Source organism: Propylenella binzhouense (assembly GCF_009866965.1).
Classification (GTDB): Bacteria; Pseudomonadota; Alphaproteobacteria; order Rhizobiales; family Afifellaceae; genus Propylenella; species Propylenella binzhouense.
Genome location: NZ_SPKJ01000055.1, coordinates 1 through 18742, shown reverse-complemented (window position 1 = coordinate 18742; position 18742 = coordinate 1). Strand labels below are relative to the sequence as shown.

Below are 18742 nucleotides of genomic sequence, written 5' to 3'. Positions count from 1 at the left end.
TGTTCTAGACAAGCGCACCTTATCAGAGCGTTCCTGACACTGCCATGACGGAGACGACGATTTTCGAGGGAGATGTCGTGAAGCGGTCGGCCGGGGTCTCGCTGTGGAAGCAGATCGCCGATGCGCTCCGTGCCGAGCTGGATGCCGGCGCCTGGCCGGCCGGAACCGCGCTGCCGCCGGAATCGGCGCTCGCGGCGCGCTTCGGCGTGAACAGGCACACGCTTCGCCGCGCCGTCGCGACGCTCGCGGCGGAGGGGCTCGTGCGCTCGGACCACGGGCGCGGCACCTTCGTTCTCGGCGAGCGCCTGGCCTATCCGATCGGCCGCCGCACCCGCTTCTCCGAAATCGTCAGCCGGCAGGCGCGCGCGCCGGCCGGGCGGCTTCTGGAGAGCGGGGGCGAACCGGCGGGCGAGTGGCTCGCCGAGCTCCTCCGGGTCGAGAAGGGAGCCGAGCTCGTGCGCATCGAGACGCTCGGCGTGGCCGACGGCGTGCCGATTTCGAATGCCGTGAGCTGGTTTCCCGCCGCGCGGTTCCCGCGTCTCGTCGACGCCTATGCCGAGACCGGCTCGATCACGTCCGCGCTCGCGCGCCACGGCGTCGACGATTACTGGCGGCGCTGGACCCGCGTGACGGCGCGAACCGCCGATGCGGCGATGAGCCGGCGGCTCGATCTCGCGCCCGGCGCGGCGATCCTCCTCGCCGAGGCGCTCAACGAGGACGCCGAGGGCGTCCCCGTCCACTATTCCGAGACGCGGTTTGCGGCGGAGCGGATCGAGATCGTCATCGAACCGGATGCCGTCGCGCCGGCCTGACCGGCGGACGAGCCGGCGCACGCGGCTCAGCCGCTGCTCCGGGTCCCGGCGAGCTCGATGATCTCGTTGGTGATCTCCTCCTGCCGGAGGAGCCGGGACTGGCCGAGCAGGCCGTCGAGCTTCTCGGCGATGTTGGCGCGGGCGGCGATCATCGCCTGCATCCGCGCCGCGTTCTCCGCCGCGAAAGACTGCATGAGCGCCTCGCAGAGCTCCGCGAAGACGTATTCCTCGGCGAGCCGGGCGATGAGGCGCTGGGGCGGGAGCGTTATCAGCGGCGCCGTCGCTTTGGGCGGCAGCGGAAACCGGGCGAAATCGAACGGGATCAGGATCTTGGTGGCGATCTCGAAGGCCGCGGCCGAGGCCGGCCTGGCATGGACCACCGTCACGCGCGCAGCCCGGCCTGCCTCGATCCGCTCGTAGAGCGCGTCCACGATCCGGTCCGCGAGCGCGGCGACCTGGCTGCTATGGGCTGCCATCGGAGCCGACCAGCCGACGGGGAGCGCGCGTTCCTCGGTCAGGATCAGCCCGCGCTCGCCGACGAGCAGGAGCTCCGCCCCGCGGTCGTCCGCTTGCGACAGGAGAGGGGCCGCGGCGTCGAGCACGCGTTCGCTGAAGGTGCCGGCGAATCCCTGCTCCGCGCAGAGCGCGAGAATGAGATGGCCGTTCGCGCTTCCCTCGGCGCCGGTGCGGGGCTGTTGCGCCAGGAAGGCCAGCGCCTCGCCGATCGCGCTGCCGATCGTGGCGGCATAGGTGCGGATGCCCGCGAGCTGGGCCTCCGCCTCGCGCGAATGGGCTGCCGCGATCCCGCGCATGGCCGTGATGACGGCGGAGAGCTGGCGGAGATTGCCGATCCGGGCCTCGACCTCGCGCAGCCGGTCGGTCATGGCGGGGCCGGCCGCTCGGGTCTGCCGGGCGCTGCTTCGGCGGCGAGCGACCGGATCGCATCGACGAGCGCCGTGCGTCCCGCGCCGTCCAGTTCGCCGCCTGCCGCAAGCGTCGCGACGGCATCCGCCGCAACGCCGTCGAGGGCGCGGGCGGTCCGCGCCCTCAGGTCCGGAAGCGCCTCGGGCGGAAGCCCGTCGAGAGCGCCGTCCGCCAGCGCGGCGAGGAGGGCGACCTCGTCGGCGAGCCGCAGCGGCGCGAGACGCGGCTGCGCGAGAAGGGCACGGATGCGCTCGCCGCGCGCCATCTGCGCCTTGATCCGCGTATCCGAGATGCCGCCGAAGCGCGTGAAGGTCTCGAGCTCCAGGAACTGCGCATAGTCGAGCCGGACGCGCCCGGAGACGGCGCGCAGCGCCGGATGCTGCGCCTTGCCGCCGACCCGGCTCACGCTCAGCCCCACGTCCACCGGCGGCCGCTGGTCCGCCGCGAAGAGGCGCGAATCAAGGACGATCTGCCCGTCCGTGATCGAGATGAGGTTGGTCGGGATATAGGCGGAAAGATTGCCGGCGTCGGTCTCCGCGATCGGCAGGGCGGTGAGCGACCCGCCGCCGAGCGCCTTCGAGAGCTTCGCCGCGCGCTCCAGCAGCCGGGCATGAAGGTAGAAGATGTCGCCCGGATAGGCTTCGCGGCCGGGCGGCTCATGCGTGAGGAGCGCAAGCTCCCGGTGCGTGGCCGCGTGCTTCGTCAGGTCGTCGACGACGACCAGCGCATGGCCGCCGCGGTCGCGGAAATATTCCGCCATGGTGAAGCCGGCGAACGGGGCGATCCATTGCAGGCCGGGCGAGGCGGAGGCCTCGCCGACCACGAAGATGCATCGCTCCGGCGCGCCGGCGCTGCGGACAGCCTCCAGCACCCGTTCGACCGCGGTCGCGCGCTGGCCGACGGCGACGTAGACGCAGACGAGGTCGGCGTGCTTCTGGCTGATCATCGTATCGACGGCGATCGCGGTCTTGCCGGTGGCGCGGTCGCCGATGATGAGCTCGCGCTGTCCGCGCCCGAGCGGGAAGAGGGCATCGATCACCAGCAGGCCCGTGCCGACCGGCTCGGTGACGAGGTCGCGGTCGATGATCGCGGGCGCCGGCCGCTCGATCGGCCGGTATTCCGCGGCGGCGACGGGATCCTGGCGGTCGAGCGGCCGCCCGAGCGGATCGACCACCCTGCCGAGCAGCCCCTCGCCGACCGGCACCCGCACCACCGCGCCCGTTCCGGTCACCCGCGAGCCCGCCTCGATCGCGGCGCCTTCGTCGAGGAGGACGGCGGAGATCGCATCGGCGTCGAGCGTCATCGCGAAGCCGGCGCGGCCGCCCTCGAACCGGAGGAGCTCGTTGAGCTTCACGTCGGGCAGGCCGGAGATCCGCGCAATGCCGTCGCCCACCTCCTCGACCCGCCCGATCGAGGCCGCCTCCGGAACCAGAGCTGTCCGCCGCAGCACGTCACGGCTCCGCGCCAGCCAGTCCGCCCCGCTATCCGGCATGGCCCGCCCCGGTCCCGGTGAGCGCCCCGGCGATCCGGTCGAGATCGGCGCGGAGGCTGTTCCGGACGATGGCGTGGGGCGCCTCGAGCTCGAGCCCCGCGATCAGCGCCGCGTCGGTCTCGATGCGGATGTCCGGCTTCCGACCGAGCGCGCGGCCGAGCGCATCCCCGAGCGCGGCCGTTTCCGCCGCGTCGAGCGCCCGCGGCGCCTTGACCAGGATCGCGCCGGGCTCGTCAAGGCTTGCGCGGCTGGCCGGCGGCAGTTTCGAGAGCGCCTCGGCGAGCCCGTCCACGAAGGGCGTCACCTGGGCCTCCCGCGGCAGCCGCGCCAGCAGCTTGCCCGCAATGTCGACGGCGAGGCGGCTCGCCCGCTTCTCCGCCTCCGCGTCGGCCGCCTTCCGGCTCTTCGCGATCTCCGCCTCCGCCTCGCTCCGAAGCTTCTCGGCCTCCGCGCGCGCGGCGGCGAGGATCGCCGTCTTCTCGCGGTCGCCCTCCGCCGCGGCGGATTTCAGCTGATCGCTCCGCGAGGCGGCGATCCGCCCGCGCTCCGCCGCGGCCGCTTCGCGTTCGCGGTCGGCCGCCGCCCGGGCGGCGCGGGCCGACTCCATGAGCTTCGCCGTCTCGGCCTGCCGCGCCGCGACGATCCCGGCGATCGGGCGGAACAGGAAGCGGCTGAGAATCCAGACCAGGACGAGGACGTTCACCGTCTGCAGCCCGATCGTCCACCAGTCGATCCGCATCGCTCGGAAGGCCTATTGCACGAACGGGTTGGCGAAGAGGACGAGGAGCGCGATCACGAGGCAGTAGATCGCCATCGTCTCGATCATGGCGAGGCCGACGAAGAGCGTGCGGGACAGGGTGCCGGCCGCCTCGGGCTGGCGTGCGATGGCGTCCATCGCCGCGGCGACGGCGCGGCCTTCGGCGAGCGCCGGGCCGATCGCGCCGAACGAGACGGCGAGCGCTGCCGCGAGGATGCTGACGATCTCGACGAGGTTCATGGCGTGCTCCTTTGGTTTTCCGGCGCATCGGGGCCCTTCGGCGTCGCCGGCCTCGGCGCCGGTTGCGCCTCGCGGAGCGTGGCGCCGATGAAGACGGTCGCGAGCACCGCGAAGATGTAGGCCTGCACGGCCCCGGTCAGGAGGTCGAGCGCCATCAGCGGGATCGGCACCAGCAATCCGGCAAGCGAGAGGACGATCCCGATCACGAAGACGCCGCTCATGATGTTGCCGAACAGGCGGACGACGAGCGAGAAGGTGCGGGTGATCTGTTCGATGAGATTGAGCGGGATCATCACCCAGGTCGGCTCGGCGAAGGTCTTGAGATAGCCGCGCAGGCCGCGGCTCGCGACGCCGAATCCGATCGTCGCGCAGAGGACGATGAGCGCCAGCGCCGAATCCGTCTCCAGATGCGCCGTCGGCGGCTCGACGCCCGGCACGAGCGAAGACCAGTTCGCGACGAGCACGTAGAGAAAGATGGTGCCGATGAGGGCCCGGTAGGGTGCCGGATCGACCTGCATCGTGTCCCGGATCTGTCCGTCTATGGCTCCGACGACGATTTCCAGCACGGTTTGGCTCCTCGAGGGCACGAGGGCGAGCCGGCGCGTCGCGAGCGCGGAGAGCCCGCCGAGCAGCGCGATGATCGCCCAGGTGACGAGAACCGGCTCCGTGATCGGCACGGGCCCGATCGAGAAGACCGGGGCGAGCGTCAGCGGCGAGTCCAAGACGTGCCTCCCGCCAGTCTCGTCGCGACCGGACGCATCACGACGAGTCCGAGCCCGCCGGCGAGCAGGGGGAGCGCGCCCTGGACGGCGAGCGCCCCGAGCGCGGCGAGGAGCACCGCGAAGCGCAGGATCTGCAGGGCGGCCGCGCGGAGCCAGGCGCCTTCGGCGAAGGCGCGCGCGTTCCACCAGAGCGAACCGAAATGGAACGCGCCGAGCAGCAGCCCGGCGGCGAAGGCGAGCGCGGCTGCAGAAGCTCCGGCGGAAGCACCGCCGGGCCCGGACGGCAGCAGCGACGAAAGGTCAGTCATGGCGGTGCATCCATTTCCAGGCCGACCAGAGGCCGATCGCCGCGCCAATCATGATGAAGGCGGCCGAAAGCGTGATTCCGGTGCCGAGGAGCCGGTCGAGATAACGTCCGAGCAGAAGCCCGAGCAGGGTCGGCACCACGATCGCCCAGCCGAGCACGCCGATCTGGCCGAGCCGCGAGCCGAGCGAGGGTTCGGGATCGGCCGCCTGCCGCTGCGATCGCTCGGCGGTGCGGCGCGCCGCCTCCGCAAGCGGGTCGGGACGTTCGGATCCGTCGGGCCCGCTCATGACGCATCGCTCCCGAAGAGGTCGGCAGCCGGCTCGCGCGGGCCGCCCGGGCGGAGATAGCGCGTGAGCTGGCGGACCGCGCGGGCGTGGAGACGCAGGTGCTCCACCCGCGCGTTCCGATCGGCATCGGCTTCCGCGGCGCGGAGCCGCTCGACCTCGCGCACGAGCGTGGGCAGATCGGCGCCGATCGTGCCGTTCCTGCAGGCGATCGCGACGCGCCCGCCCTCCGAGACCGTCATCACGCCGCCCTGGACGGCGCAATAATGTGCGCCGCCGTCGCCGGAGATCCACCGGACGACCGAGGCCGGCAGCACGGTGAGGAGATCCGCGTGCCCGGGCAGGATCCCGAAGCTGCCGCTCTCGTCCTCGGCGCGGACGGCGCGCACGCCGTCGCTCTCCACCAGCACGGCGGCGGGCGTCGTGATCGAGAGACGGATGCCGCTTCTCATCCTGCGCCCTTTCCGGCGGCCGGGGCGGCGGCGCCCTTCTGCGCGGCCTCCTCCTTCTCCTTCGCTTCGGCGAGCGTGCCGACCATGTAGAGCGAGCTCTCCCGCCAGCCGTCGCACTCGCCGTCGAGGATCGCCCGGCAGCCGGCAATCGTGTCGGCAACGGCGACGGACCGGCCCGGCACGCCGGTGAAGGCTTCCGCCACGCTGAAGGGCTGCGTCAGGAAGCGCTGCAGCCGGCGGGCGCGCTCCACCATCCGGCGATCCTCCGCGCCGAGCTCCTCCATGCCGAGGAGCGAGATCACGTCCTGGAGCTCGCGGTAGTGCTCCAGCGCCCGGCGCGTCTCGGTCGCGACGCGGACATGCTCCTCGCCGACCGTCGCCGCGTCGAGCAGGACGGAGGACGAGGCGATCGGGTCGACCGCGGGGTACATGGCCTCCGCCGCCATCGCGCGCGACAGCACGACCATGCTGTCGATATGGGCGGCGATGGTCGTCACCGCCGGGTCGGTGAAGTCGTCGGCGGGGACGTAGACCGCCTCGATCGCGGTGACCGAGGCCGGGCCGACCGAGGCGATGCGCTCCTGGAGCGCCGCCACTTCGCTCGCGAGCGTGGGCTGGTAGCCGACGCGGGAGGGAAGCCGGCCGAGCAGGCCGGAGACCTCCGCGCCCGCCTGCACGAAGCGGAAGATGTTGTCCATCAGGAGCAGCACGTTCTGGTGCCGCTCGTCGCGGAAGAACTCCGCGATCGTGAGGGCCGAGAGCGGCACGCGCCAGCGCGCGCCCGGCGGCTCGTTCATCTGGCCGTAGACGAGCACCGTGCGGTCGAGCACGCCGGAGCGCGTCATGTCGAGCAGCATCTCGTGTCCCTCGCGCGAACGCTCGCCCACGCCGGCGAAGACGGAGATGCCCTGGTAGCTCGCGACCATCGCGTGGATGAGCTCCATGACGAGCACCGTCTTGCCGACGCCGGCGCCCCCGAACATGGCGGCCTTCGAGCCCTGCGCGAGCGGCGCGAGGAGATCGATCACCTTGATTCCCGTCTCGAAGAGGTCGGTCGCGCCCGACTGGGCCGAAAGCGGCGGCGGCTCGCGGTGGATCGGACGGCGGCGGGTCCCGGGCGGCAGGTCGCCCTTGCCGTCGCCCGCCCGGCCGGTCACGTCGAGGAGGCGGCCGAGCACTTCGTCGCCGACCGGCACGGTGATCGGACCGCCCGTCGCCGCGACCGTGTCGCCGCGCTTCATCCCGATCGTGGCGTCGAGCGCGATCGTGCGCGCGGTCCGTTCGTCGAGATGGGACTGGACTTCCGCCAGGACGGGGTCCCGTCCTGCGGCCCGGATCAGCAGCGCCTCCTCGATCGCCGGCAACGCGCCGGGAGGAAACGTCACGTCGACGACGGCGCCGCGCACGGACCGGACGGTGCCGTCCGCGTTCGCCGCAGCCCCGGCGGATCGTCCGGCCCGCTTCATGGCGCTACTCCCGTGCCGCAGCGGCCGCAAGGCGGCGGATCACGGCGGAGGACAGGGGCGGCGGCGTTCAAGGGGTTCGTCCGGAGCAAGGGCGCGGCGCGACACGATAATAGCCGCCCTGCGGCGACCTTTTGGAGAAAAGCGTGGCGTCGGCCCGCCGGCATTGATCTCGATCAGAACGCGCGGACCGCTCTCAGAGCAGGGAATCGGCCACCAGCTTGAGCGCCACGAATGCGAGAAGGCCGAGGATCACGTTGTCGAAGACCCGCCTGGAGAAGCGCTCGGCGAGCTTCGCGCCGACCGGCATGAAGGCGACGATCGGCACGAGCGCGGCCGCGCTGCCGAGGATGCGGTCCGGGGTCATGACGCCGAGGGCGCCGAGCGCCGGCAGCTGAATTGCGGTCACCGTGAGGAAGAGCACCGCGACCGTGGAGATGAAGGTCTCCCGCTCCAGCCGCATCGCGTTGAGGAACGAAAGCGAGGCGGGCGCGGAAATGCCGGACGCGCCCTGGAGAAGCCCGGCCACGAGGCCGACGGGCAGGGAGAGCCGGAGCGCGCTCGCATAGTCGACGACCCAGTCGGGCCGCAGGAAGCGGATCCCGACATAGAGGAACACGGCGAGCGCCACGACGACCGAGAGCAGGTCCTGGGGCAGGCTCGCGAGCATGTAGGAGCCGGCGACGACTCCGACCCCGCCGGCGCCCGTGAAGAGGACGAGGAAGCGCCAGGGCAGGTGATGCCGGCGATAGATCCAGGCCTGCCAGACATTCGTCAGGAGGTTCGGCAGGATCATGATCGCCACCGCGAACTGCGCGTCGAAGAGCATCGCAAGTGCAGGCACCACCACGATCGGCGCGCCGGCGCCGGTCGCGCCCTTCAGGATGCCGCCGAGCGCAAGGCAGCCGAGCGCGAGGGCGAAATAGGTGATGCTCACGCAGAGTCCTCCCGTCCGTCCGCGACGTCTCCTAACGCCTCGGGCGAGGGGAGCGGAAGCCGCTTCGCGGCTCGGGTCCACTCATCCCGCGGGGCGGAATTGCGTCTTGTCGTTCGCGGGCCCGGCAGGCATCATCAGCGAAAATCTCAAACATCAGGGATTCCGGACGATCCCGGGCGATCGTCCGCGGAAACGACCAGGGAGGAACAGAATGAAATTTCACGTTGCGGCAGCCGTGATCGCCTTCGGCCTGGCATCCGCCGGTGCGGCGCAGGCGCAGACGGTCGGGATCGCCACCTCCAATCCCGGCTCGATCTTCCACAATATCGGTTCGGCGGTGGCGAACGCGGCGAACAAGGCTGGTCTCAATGCGACCATCCAACCGGCGACGAGCCCCAACCAGTACATCCCGGCGGTCGCCAGCGGCGATATCGAGTTCGGCGTGGCGAACCTGCAGGAGGTGAACTACGCCCTCGAGGGGAGGGAATGGTTCTCGGGCAGCGTCAATCCCGATCTCCGGCTCGTCGCGCTCATCATGCCGCTCAAGGAGGCGATCTTCGTCCGCGCCGATTCCGACATCAGGACGATCGCGGACCTCAAGGGCAAGCCGATGGTGGACGGCTATACGGCGCAGCAGACCATTCTGCCGCAGCTCGACGCGATGTACGCCACGGCCGGGCTCACGCGCGCCGACATGCGGCCGGTGCAGGTCCCGAGCGTGGTGGCGGGCGCCGATGCCTTCATGGCGGGCGAATCCGCCGGCTTCATCTTCGCCCACAGCGCCGGCAAGGTGCGCGAGGCCGACGCGGCGGTCGGCGGCCTGCGGGCGCTTCCGATCGAGAACACGCCGGAGAACCTCGCGGCCGTCCGCAAGTTCTGGCCCGTCGCGTTCTTCACCAGGATGAAGCCCGGCAAGAACAATCCGGGCGTGCAGGAGGAGGCGTGGTTCCTCGCCTATCCCCAGATCGTCTTCACGAGCACGCATGCCTCCGAGGAGGACGTCTACAAGATGACGAAGGTGCTCTACGAGAACAAGGACGCGCTGGTGCAGACCTTCCCTCCCTTCGCCGCCTTCGACCCGAAGGAGATGGTGGGGGAAATCGCACCCTCCGAGTACCATCCGGGCGCCATCCGGTTCTACAAGGAGGTCGGTCTCTGGAAGGAATGAGGGCGCCCGCCTGAGGCAAGCCGGCACTGCACTGGCGCGACCGGGCCCGTCCCGGAAAGGGCGCCGGCGGTCTCCTCCGCCGGCGCGCGCTGCGGCAGCGGCGCGCGCCCGCGAGCAGCGTCCGTGAAGGCCGCCAACACGCTCGAGCGCGTGCTCGCGATCCTGGAGCTCTTCTCCGAGGATCACCTGGCATGGACGCCCGAGGAGCTGATGTCGGAGCTCGGCTACAGCCGCCCGACGCTCTACCGCTACCTGAAGATGCTGAAGGAGGCCGGCCTGCTCGCCTCGAGCCGGCATGCCGGCTTCACGCTCGGCCCGAAGGTGGTCGAGATGGACTATCTCCTGCGGAAGTCGGATCCGCTCGTGCTCCTCGGCGCTCGCTATCTGCGGGACCTTGCCGGGACCTATCCCGCCACGGTGCTCCTCGTCCGCTGGTATGGCAGCCGCATTCTCTGCGTGGCCTCGGAATGCTCCACGCCCGACCCGCTCACGAGCTATCCGCGCGGCCGCCCGATGGCGCTCGTGCGCGGCGCGATCGCCCGTTCGATCATGGCGTTCCTGCCGAAGCGCCGGCTGATGCCGATGATCGCGGGGAATCTCGACGAGCTGCGCAGCCTTGGGCTCGGCGCCGGCCCGGCGGAAATCTACGAGAGCTTCCGCCGCGTGAAGCGGGCGGGCGCGGCCGTCTGCTACGGCGAGGTGACGCCCGGCGTGATCGGTATCGCGGCACCGGTCTTCGACGGCGGCCGCATTCCCGTCGCGAGCATCTGCGTCACGATCGCGGGCAATCGCGTGGGCGGCGCCGAAATCGAGGCGATCGCCGGCGCTGTGCGGCAGGCGACCGCGGCGCTGAGCAGGGAACTCGCCGGTCCGCCGGATCGGATCGCCGAGCAATAATCTCGAGATTTGAGATCGGCGTTGACATGTCCAGATGCGCTCTCCATCGTCGCGGCGCACCGGAACGGAGGCGACGATGAGCGAACCAGGTGCCGGATCCGAGTTTGCGGCGGACGTTGCGATCGTCGGCGGCGGACCCGTCGGGCTCGGCCTCGCGATCGAGCTCGGGCAGCGCGGCGTCGCATGCGTGCTGGTGGAGCGCTATTCGAGCCCGCAGCCGATTCCGAAGGGGCAGAATCTCACCCAGCGGACGATGGAGCATTTTCACTTCTGGGGCGCGGAGAAGGCGCTCCGGGCCGCGCGAACGGTGCCGCCGGAATTCGGCATCGGCGGATTGACGGCGTACCGCACGCTGCTCGGCGGCTACACGCATGACTGGCTGCAGCGCGAGCTGGTGCGGCCCTTCTACTTCACCGACAACGAGCGGCTTCCCCAGTACGCCACCGAGGCCGTGCTCCGCCGGCGCGTCGCCGAGCTCGCCAGCGTCCGCACGCTCTACGGCTGGACGGTCGAAACCGTGACGCAGGACGGGGAGGGCGTTTCGCTCGCGATCGCCGAGCGCGGCGGGGAGGGACGGGGAAGCGTGCGCGCCGCCTATGCCGTCGGTTGCGACGGGAGCCGGTCGACGGTCCGGGAGCAGGCCGGCATCACCGAGACGCGGCGCGACCACGATCGCCTGATGGTCCTTCTCGTCTTCCGCTCCGCCGGGCTCCATCCGCTTCTGTCGGGCTTCCCCGGCAAGTGCTACTTCAACATCATCCACCCGGACCTGCACGGCTACTGGAAGTTCTTCGGCCGCGTCGACCTCGGCACGACCTGGTTCTTCCACGCGCCGGTGCCGCCCGGCACCACGAAGGACAATTTCGACTTCCGCCGCCACCTCCACGAGGCGCTCGGCGCGGAGTTCGACGTTGAGTTCGAGCATATCGGCTTCTGGGAACTCAGGGTGGCGATCGCGGACACGTATCGCAGCGGCCGCATCTTCATCGCCGGGGACGCTGCGCACAGCCATCCGCCCTACGGCGGATACGGCATCAATACGGGCCTCGAGGACGCCGCCAATCTCGGCTGGAAGCTCGCCGCGACGCTTGGCGGCTGGGCGGGCGGGCGGCTCCTCGATTCCTACACCGAGGAGCGCCGCCCGGTGTTCGAATCGACGGCGCGCGACTTCATCGAGAAGGCGATCGAAAGCGACCGCGCCTTCGTCGAAGCCTACGATCCGGAGCGGGACCGGGCGGCGTTCGAGCGCGCCTGGAAGGGGCGCGCCTCGGCGGCGCCCTCGGAGGTCGATTCGTTCGAGCCGAACTATGGCGGGTCGTCGGTCGTGTGGGGTAGGCAGGGCGAGACCTGCAGCGCGGTCGGCTCGCACAGCTTCGCGGCCCGGGCCGGCCACCACCTCGCGCCGCAGCCCCTTTCCTCCGGCCGGAGCGTGTTCGATGCGCTCGGCTCCGGCTTCACGCTCCTCGCCTTCGATGCCGATCCGAGCGCCGTCGAAGCCTTCGAGGCGGCCGCCGCCGCACGGTCCATCCCGCTCTCGGTGGTGCGGGACGATCGTTCCGGCGCGCGCGCGCGCTACGAGGCGGACCTCGTCCTGGTGCGCCCGGACCAGTTCGTCGCCTGGGCCGGCTCCGGGACGTCCGTCGATGCCGGTGCCGTTCTCGCTTGCGCAATCGGCGCGGACTGACGCTTGCCCCGGACCGCCGCCCCGCAGGCCGTTCGGGCGCGGAGACGGGCCCAGCCCCTCAGGGCAGCACGTCGAACAGCAGGAATTCCGTGACCTGGCTGGCCGGGTTGAAGTTGTTGTCCGATGCCAGCACCAGGCTGCGATGCCCGTTCGGCAATAGCGGACCGAAGCTCATCGCCTCGATATTGTCGACGCGGCCGATCGCGGGATCCTTGGAGAGATCGAGGACGAGCCGCTTCGAGACGGGCCGGATCTCGGTCCCGGCGAGGGCTGGCACGTCCTTCACGTCCGCGGCGCCCGCCGTGTCGGTCTCGTAGACGCGGATGTAGAGCGTCCAGATGCCGTCGGCGCCCTCGACCCCCGAGCGCTCCAGAGCGAGGCCGCGCGTGTCGTCGAGGGCGATGAATTCGCTGAGCCCGTTATCGGCGCTCTTGCCGGTGGGCTTCGCCTGGATCGGATCGAGCGGGTAGGCGTATTGCGCGATCACCTCGCCGTCGCGCGATATCCGCGTGAGCCGGGCGGTCGTCCCGGCATCCACCGTCGCGACCGGGCCGTCCTCGTAGAGCGCGGATTCCATCGCGACCCAGACCGATCGTCCGTCCGGCGAGAAGCTCAGGCCCTCGAATCCGAGATTGTCGCGCGGGCCCCGCTCCTCTCCGGGATGGACCGTGAACATCGCCGGCATGGCGATCTCGCCCGCCGCCGCGCCCTCGGGCGTCGAAATGTGGACCGCCGGCGAGATGCCGAGCTTGCGGTCGGCTTCCGTTCCCCACCAGAGATTGCCGGTCTGCGGGTCGATGCTGATCGATTCCGGATCCTGCACGTCGCCGCCCGTCTTACGGTTCGGGTAGGGCTGGCCCCCGGCAGTCTTGAGTGTCACGGCCCTGACCATGCGGGCCTCGGTGAAGGCCTCGCCGCCATAGGTCAGCTCCGCCGCGTAGAAGCGGGCGGGCGCCTTGTCGGAGCGGTCGTCGCTGAGGACGTACCAGAGGCCGGTCTTCGGGTCGTAGGCGAGGCCGGAGAGACCGCCGACGAGCGTTCCGTCCACCATCGCGTCGTTCGGGACGGTTGCCCTGCCGATGTAGCGCAGCCCGCCGATTGCCGGCTCGGCCTGCGCGGCGCCGGCTGCGACGAGGATGCCGGCGAGGAAGGCGGGCAGGGCCGCGCTATGCATTGGAGCCTCCTTCCGAAACGTGCTCTTCTCTTGCCGCGGCCATGTTGCATCCGCGTGACGGGGATTGTTGATGGCGGCTGCGGCCGTCCGCAAGCGGTATCCCGACCGCCGCCGGGTGCCTCCCCGATCGGGCGGGCCGCGGCGGATTTGCGGTTCGCCCGCCAACCGTGCCTCCTTCCGGCATGGATGCGGTTGCTGATTCGGTCGCCCCGGAGCGCCTCGACTGGCTCGCCGGACTCAATGGGGAGCAGCGGCGGGCCGTGGACCTTGCCGCCGGCACGGGCTCGGGGCCGCCCGGGCCGCTCCTTGTCATCGCCGGCGCCGGCTCCGGGAAGACGAGCACGCTCGCCCATATCGTCGCCCGGCTCATCGTCGACGGCGCCGATCCGCGCCGGCTCCTGCTTCTCACCTTCTCCCGCCGCGCCGCGCGCGAGATGACGCGGCGGGTCGAGCGGATCGCGGCCGAGGTGCTCGGCAAGGACGGCGGAACGCTCGCCGGCGGGCTCGACTGGGCCGGCACCTTCCATGCCGTCGGCGCGAGGCTCCTGCGCGACTATGCGCACGCGATCGGGCTCGATCCCGATTTCACGATCCACGACCGCGCGGATTCCGCCGACCTGATGAGCCTCGTCCGGCACGAGCTCGGCCTCTCCTCGCTGCCGAAGCGCTTCCCGGGAAAGGGAACCTGCCTCGCCATCTATTCGCGCGCGGTCAATGCCAGGGCGCCGCTCGGCGAGGTGCTGGCCGAAACCTTTCCCTGGTGCGGCGAGTGGGAGCCGCAGCTCAAGGCGCTCTTCGCCGCCTATGTCGAGGCCAAGCAGCGCCAGAACGTGCTCGATTACGACGATCTCCTCCTCTATTGGGCGGGGATCGTCGCGGAGCCCGCATTCGCCGCCGAGATCGGCGGCCGCTTCGACCACGTGCTCGTCGACGAGTACCAGGACACGAACGCACTCCAGGCGGCGATCCTCCTGGCCATGAAGCCCGACGGGCGCGGCCTCGCCGTCGTCGGCGACGATGCCCAGTCGATCTATTCCTTCCGCGCCGCAACGGTCCGCAACATCCTCGACTTTCCTTCCGCCTTCGCGCCGCCGGCGCGGATCGTCACGCTCGACCGGAACTACCGTTCGACGCAGGCGATCCTCGCCGCGGCCAATGCCGTGATCGGGCTTGCCCGCGAGCGCTTCACGAAAAATCTCTGGTCGGAGCGGAATGCCGGCGAGCGGCCCCGCCTCGTCTCGGTGCGCGACGAGGCCGCGCAGGCCGACTACGTGGCGGATTCGGTGCTGGAAGGCCGGGAGGCAGGGTTCGCGCTCAGGCAGCAGGCGGTGCTCTTCCGCGCCTCCCATCACAGCGGACCGCTCGAGATCGAGCTCACCCGGCGGCGGATTCCCTTCGTGAAGTTCGGCGGCCTGAACTTCCTCGAGGCGACGCACGTGAAGGACCTGCTGGCCGTCCTCCGCTTCGCCGAGAATCCGCGGGACCGCGTCACGGGCTTCCGCGTGCTGCAGCTTTTGCCCGGCATCGGTCCCGGCACCGCGGAGAAGGCCATGCAGGCGATCGAGACGGCCGGCGGCAGCCTCGACGCGCTCGCTGCATTCGCCCCGCCGGCCCGCGGCGCGGCGGACTGGCCGGCCTTCACCGCGCTGCTCGCCGAGCTCGCCCGGGCGGTCTGGCCGGCGGAGCTGGAGCGCGCGCGGCGCTGGTACGAGCCGCATCTGGAGCGCATCCACGAGGACGCGGCGGTCCGCCGCGCGGACCTCGTGCAGCTCGAGCAGATCGCCGCCGGCTATCCCACGCGCGAGCGCTTCCTCACCGACCTCACGCTCGACCCGCCGGACGCGACGAGCGACGAGGCCGGCCCGCCCTCGCGCGACGAGGACTACCTGATCCTTTCGACCATCCATTCCGCCAAGGGCCAGGAATGGCGGTCCGTCTTCGTGCTCAACGCGGTCGACGGCTGCATCCCCTCCGATCTCGCGACCGGCACGACCGAGGAGATCGAGGAGGAGCGGCGGCTCCTCTATGTCGCCATGACGCGGGCGAAGGACCGGCTGCACCTGATGGTTCCGCAGCGCTTCCACGTGCACGGCCAGGCCGCGCGCGGCGACCGCCACGTGTATGCCTCGCGGACGCGCTTCATCCCCGATGCGCTTGCCGGCTCGTTCGAGAAGGCGGTCTGGCCGCCTGCCTCCGCACAGGCGGGCGCCGGCGCGGGACGGAGCCAGGTCGCGCCGATCGATATCCGCGGGAAGATGCGGACGATGTGGCAGTGAGGCCGCATCCGCGGCCGATCAGCTAGAAGAACCGTCGATCGTGCGCCGCCCGGCCGGGATAGAGGGCCGGGGCGGGGCTCGCTCAAAGCGAGAGCGGCACGTGATAGGCGGGCGGGATGCGGTAGTCCCAAAACGGCAGGTCGATCGGATTGCCTTCGACCAGGGTCCGCATCAGGCGGATGTAGTCCTTCTGGAGCCGGTACGGGAACACGCCCTCGAAATGGTCGATGGCGGTGAGGAGAAGCTCCTTCGACACATTGGCCCGCAGGCAGCGCTCGACGTCTTCCGGGCCGATCCGGCCCACGCACTGGAACACCGCCGAGTGGTACTCGCAGTAGGAGACGATCGGCATCTTCTCGCGGAGCAGGTACATCGTGCTGAAGAGCCACGGCGTCTGCGGATAGAGGATGTCCTGCTGGACGACGAAGGCGCCCGGCCTGACGGCCGGGAAGAATTCCCGCACCACATGGTCGTTGATCGGCCAGTCCTTCGAGAGGTCGACGAAGAGGAGGCCGATATCCCCGTGCGTCCAGGAATGGCGCTGGACGTCCCCGGTATAGCGCGACACGAGATCGCCGTGCACGGCGTTGATCGCGTCGAAGACGTGGACGAACTCCATTCCGTCGAAGCGCTCGAATCCGAACGGATAGATGAAGGTCTCCTTGAACCAGTCGGCGCCGTTCGGCGAGAGCTCGAAGAGGTCGTAGGAATGGATCGGGTTGGAGCGGCCGGCACGCTTCAGCCCGGTGCCGAGACAGAAGGTCGAGCCGCCGAGGAACGGGCCGAGGTCGCAGATCGCGGTCCCTTCCGGCACCGTGTGCTCGGCGAGGTAGACCAGCATCCGGCGCTCCTCATCCGTCAGCATGGTGGGAACCTTGAGCTTGCCCAACTGCTCGACGTAGTCGGGCGCGTTCCAGGCCCGCTCCATCACCCCGTCGAGATCGCGTCCCTCCGGGGTCTTCCGGCCGAAGATAGGCGAGAGCAGCTTGGCGAGGCGGGCTTTCATGTCACTCCATCCCGAGAGGTCGGCGGGCGGGAAGGACAGATGCAGCGCCGGCGAGGCGAACGCAAGCGGCGGTCGAGTGGCGCGCGGATTCCGATCCGTCCGGAACGTCGGCGGCAGCGGGCGGCACCCGGCTTGCATGCAGGGGTCGACAGGCCTGGATCACTCCGCTAGGTCCGGCCGAACCGCTTCAACCGGAAGCCGTGGACCCCGTCCCCGCGCATGCGCCCATCCCTCGATAGGTTGCCCGGAATCCGGCCGACGCGCTCCGACCGCGCCGCGATCCTGCGCATCGTGAAGACGCTCGCGGTCGCCGCGGTCGGCGGCGCGCTCTTCAAGGAGCTTCACATTCCGCTCGCCTGGATGCTGGGGGCCCTCCTCTTCACCGGCGTCGGCGGCAGGCTGATCGGGCCGCTCGACGTGCCGCGCACGATGCGGGACACGGTGGTGCCGGTTCTGGGCGTGCTCCTCGGCAGCGGCTTCACGCCCGAGGTGCTCGGCCATCTCGGGCGGTGGCCGGCCGGGCTTGCGGCCGTGCTCGTCTATGTCGTGGTCTCAGCCATTTTCGGCGTGCTCTACTTCCGCCTCGTCGTGAAGTTCGACCCGCTCACGGCCTTCTTCTCGGCGATCCCGGGCGGCCTGTCGGACCTGACGCTCCTCGGCGCTTCGCTCGGCGCGGATCTCGGCCGGCTGGCGCTCATCCATTCCATGCGGATCATCGTGGTGGTGACGACGATCCCGTTCGGCGTCCGCTTCCTGACGGGCACGTCCGCCGTCGGGCCCGCTTCCGCGACGGCGCACGGCCCGTTCACGGCATGGGACCTCGTCGCCCTCGTTCTCTGTGCCGCGCTCGGCACGTTCCTCGGCCGCAAGGCCGGCCTTCCGGCCACGCCGGTCCTCGGTCCGCTCCTCGTCAGCGCGGCGGCGCACCTTGCCGGCCTGACGGCCGTCGTGCCGCCGCCCTGGCTCGTGATCCTCGCCCAGATCGTGCTCGGCGGCTATATCGGGTCGCGGCTGAGCGGAATGGCGGGGGCGACCGTCCGTGCCGCACTGCTGCATGGTTTGGTCTGGGGCGTCGTCCTGGTGGTGCTCGCCTTCGCGGCCGCTCTCGTCACGAGCCGGGCGAGCGCCATCGCGTTCCCGTCGATGCTGCTCGGGATCGCCCCCGGCGGCCTGCCGGAAATGGCCGTGATCACGCTCGCGCTCAATGTCGACATCGCCTTCGTCACGGTCTGCCACCTGACCCGCATCGTCGCGGTCTACCTGATCACGCCGTTCGGCGTCCGGCTCGGCGGCTGGACGATCCCGGCCCGGCGCAAGGGCTGACCCCCTCCGCCCCACGCGGTCAGTTTCAACAGGCGCCGGATAATGCTACGCAGAGCGGCCAGGGCAACGACACGGGATGAGGAGAAGGCTGCGGTCCCGGCTGCTTCGGGCGACCTGGACGAAAGCAGGCGCCGGCGAGCCGCAACCCCGATATTCCCGAACAATTCGGAGCGTTCAATGAAGTTGGATCTGTTCGCCAACCGCGTTCACCGCGCGTATTTCGCAGGTGGGATGGTTCGGATCGAGTTCGGCTCGGTGCAGCCCAACAGCCAGGGCGAAGTCCCGTCCGACGGCGAGATCCGTCCGGAGGACGTCAGTTTCACGGTCACCCTGCCGGTGAACGGGTTCACGCGCTCGGTCGGCGCGCTGCGCAATCTCTATCAGGAATTGATCCAGAAGGGCGTGCTGCGCAAGCAGGAAGGCGGCCAGGGCGCCGGGCAGCCGCAGCAGGGCGGCGGCCAGGGGCGTCCCCAGAACAGGCTCCAGGATCTGACCGCCGACGATGACGTCGGCGGCGGGCCGCTCGTCTGAGCGCCCGGGGGGAGGAAATCATGGCAATCGCACGGCACTACGTCGAAAAGGTCAGCTCGATCGAGCCTGACCAGGAAACCGGCATCGTCAAGCTGACCTTTGCCGTCGAGGGCAAGCGCGGCGAGGAGGAGGTCGTTCAGCTCGTGATCTCGGCGGGCAAGCTGCAGGCCGTCTTCCAGACGGTCGGAGAGACGATGCAGAAGACCTTCGCGGGCGGTGGCCGGGCGGGCGCGCACCGGCCGGGCGGCGGAGGTGGACGGCCCGCCGCCGGACGCCCGACGGGCAGCGCGCCG

General features: G+C 70.6%; 20 protein-coding genes. 8 read left to right on the top strand and 12 right to left on the bottom strand.

All coding sequences use genetic code 11. The annotated features are described in order from the left end of the window. Positions 1–44 precede the first annotated feature (44 nt). A complete protein-coding gene (phnF, locus tag E4O86_RS14760; protein ID WP_161141320.1) occupies positions 45–812 on the top strand; it encodes a phosphonate metabolism transcriptional regulator PhnF in 768 nt (255 codons plus the stop codon). A 26-nt stretch (positions 813–838) separates the two neighbouring features. Here phnF and E4O86_RS14755 read toward each other — a convergent pair whose 3' ends face one another. From E4O86_RS14755 to E4O86_RS14710, 10 genes are all read right to left on the bottom strand, one after another. Beyond that, positions 839–1696, bottom strand: coding sequence for a F0F1 ATP synthase subunit gamma (locus E4O86_RS14755; protein WP_161141319.1), 858 nt, complete (start codon positions 1694–1696; stop codon positions 839–841). Beyond that, complete coding sequence (locus E4O86_RS14750; RefSeq protein ID WP_161141318.1) at positions 1693–3228, bottom strand: F0F1 ATP synthase subunit alpha; 1536 nt, start codon at positions 3226–3228, stop codon at positions 1693–1695. Before E4O86_RS14750 ends, E4O86_RS14755 begins: the two co-directional genes overlap by 4 nt. After that, positions 3218–3967, bottom strand: a complete 750-nt coding sequence (locus E4O86_RS14745) for a F0F1 ATP synthase subunit B family protein (protein ID WP_161141317.1) — start codon at positions 3965–3967, stop codon at positions 3218–3220. The genes E4O86_RS14750 and E4O86_RS14745 overlap by 11 nt, the downstream gene beginning before the upstream one ends. Positions 3968–3979: 12 nt before the next feature. Continuing rightward, positions 3980–4225 (bottom strand): F0F1 ATP synthase subunit C, encoded by a 246-nt coding sequence (locus E4O86_RS14740; RefSeq protein ID WP_161141316.1) that lies wholly within the window; start codon positions 4223–4225, stop codon positions 3980–3982. Continuing rightward, positions 4222–4947 carry a F0F1 ATP synthase subunit A gene (locus tag E4O86_RS14735; protein ID WP_161141315.1) on the bottom strand — a complete coding sequence of 242 codons (726 nt, stop codon included), beginning with the start codon at positions 4945–4947 and terminating at the stop codon, positions 4222–4224. Before E4O86_RS14735 ends, E4O86_RS14740 begins: the two co-directional genes overlap by 4 nt. Then, positions 4932–5255 (bottom strand): N-ATPase subunit AtpR, encoded by a 324-nt coding sequence (locus E4O86_RS14730; RefSeq protein ID WP_161141314.1) that lies wholly within the window; start codon positions 5253–5255, stop codon positions 4932–4934. The genes E4O86_RS14735 and E4O86_RS14730 overlap by 16 nt, the downstream gene beginning before the upstream one ends. Then, positions 5248–5541, bottom strand: a complete 294-nt coding sequence (locus E4O86_RS14725; protein WP_161141313.1) for an AtpZ/AtpI family protein — start codon at positions 5539–5541, stop codon at positions 5248–5250. Before E4O86_RS14725 ends, E4O86_RS14730 begins: the two co-directional genes overlap by 8 nt. Continuing rightward, positions 5538–5990 carry a F0F1 ATP synthase subunit epsilon gene (locus E4O86_RS14720; protein ID WP_161141312.1) on the bottom strand — a complete coding sequence of 151 codons (453 nt, stop codon included), beginning with the start codon at positions 5988–5990 and terminating at the stop codon, positions 5538–5540. Before E4O86_RS14720 ends, E4O86_RS14725 begins: the two co-directional genes overlap by 4 nt. After that, positions 5987–7456 (bottom strand): F0F1 ATP synthase subunit beta, encoded by a 1470-nt coding sequence (atpD, locus tag E4O86_RS14715; protein ID WP_161141311.1) that lies wholly within the window; start codon positions 7454–7456, stop codon positions 5987–5989. The genes E4O86_RS14720 and atpD overlap by 4 nt, the downstream gene beginning before the upstream one ends. A gap of 193 nt (positions 7457–7649) precedes the next feature. Next, the gene (locus tag E4O86_RS14710) at positions 7650–8390 is read right to left on the bottom strand and encodes a TSUP family transporter (RefSeq protein WP_161141310.1); all 741 of its coding nucleotides are present in this window, start codon (positions 8388–8390) and stop codon (positions 7650–7652) included. Positions 8391–8601: 211 nt separating this feature from the next. Here E4O86_RS14710 and E4O86_RS14705 point away from each other — a divergent pair, with 211 nt between their 5' ends. The 3 genes from E4O86_RS14705 (at position 8602) to E4O86_RS14695 (ending at position 12139) form a co-directional block, all read left to right on the top strand. Then, positions 8602–9558 carry a TAXI family TRAP transporter solute-binding subunit gene (locus E4O86_RS14705; RefSeq protein ID WP_161141309.1) on the top strand — a complete coding sequence of 319 codons (957 nt, stop codon included), beginning with the start codon at positions 8602–8604 and terminating at the stop codon, positions 9556–9558. Positions 9559–9681: 123 nt separating this feature from the next. Further along, positions 9682–10455 (top strand): IclR family transcriptional regulator domain-containing protein, encoded by a 774-nt coding sequence (locus tag E4O86_RS23960; protein ID WP_161141308.1) that lies wholly within the window; start codon positions 9682–9684, stop codon positions 10453–10455. Positions 10456–10531: 76 nt separating this feature from the next. Next, positions 10532–12139, top strand: a complete 1608-nt coding sequence (locus tag E4O86_RS14695; protein ID WP_161141307.1) for an FAD-dependent monooxygenase — start codon at positions 10532–10534, stop codon at positions 12137–12139. Between the two features lie 58 nt (positions 12140–12197). Here the strand turns inward: E4O86_RS14695 and E4O86_RS14690 are convergent, their stop codons facing one another. Further along, entirely contained in the window at positions 12198–13313 is a 1116-nt protein-coding gene (locus E4O86_RS14690; protein ID WP_161141306.1) for an esterase-like activity of phytase family protein, read from the bottom strand. Between the two features lie 182 nt (positions 13314–13495). Here E4O86_RS14690 and E4O86_RS14685 point away from each other — a divergent pair, with 182 nt between their 5' ends. After that, positions 13496–15589, top strand: a complete 2094-nt coding sequence (locus tag E4O86_RS14685; RefSeq protein ID WP_161141305.1) for an ATP-dependent helicase — start codon at positions 13496–13498, stop codon at positions 15587–15589. Positions 15590–15671: 82 nt separating this feature from the next. Here E4O86_RS14685 and E4O86_RS14680 read toward each other — a convergent pair whose 3' ends face one another. Continuing rightward, complete coding sequence (locus E4O86_RS14680; RefSeq protein ID WP_161141304.1) at positions 15672–16595, bottom strand: class I SAM-dependent methyltransferase; 924 nt, start codon at positions 16593–16595, stop codon at positions 15672–15674. A gap of 240 nt (positions 16596–16835) precedes the next feature. On the opposite strand from E4O86_RS14680, the gene E4O86_RS14675 reads away from it, so the two are divergent. From E4O86_RS14675 to E4O86_RS14665, 3 genes are all read left to right on the top strand, one after another. After that, complete coding sequence (locus E4O86_RS14675) at positions 16836–17918, top strand: AbrB family transcriptional regulator (RefSeq protein WP_161141303.1); 1083 nt, start codon at positions 16836–16838, stop codon at positions 17916–17918. A 177-nt stretch (positions 17919–18095) separates the two neighbouring features. Beyond that, positions 18096–18449, top strand: a complete 354-nt coding sequence (locus E4O86_RS14670; RefSeq protein ID WP_161141302.1) for a hypothetical protein — start codon at positions 18096–18098, stop codon at positions 18447–18449. 20 nt (positions 18450–18469) lie between these two features. Next, on the top strand, positions 18470–18742 hold a 273-nt coding region (locus tag E4O86_RS14665), incomplete at its 3' end, for a hypothetical protein (RefSeq protein WP_205520892.1).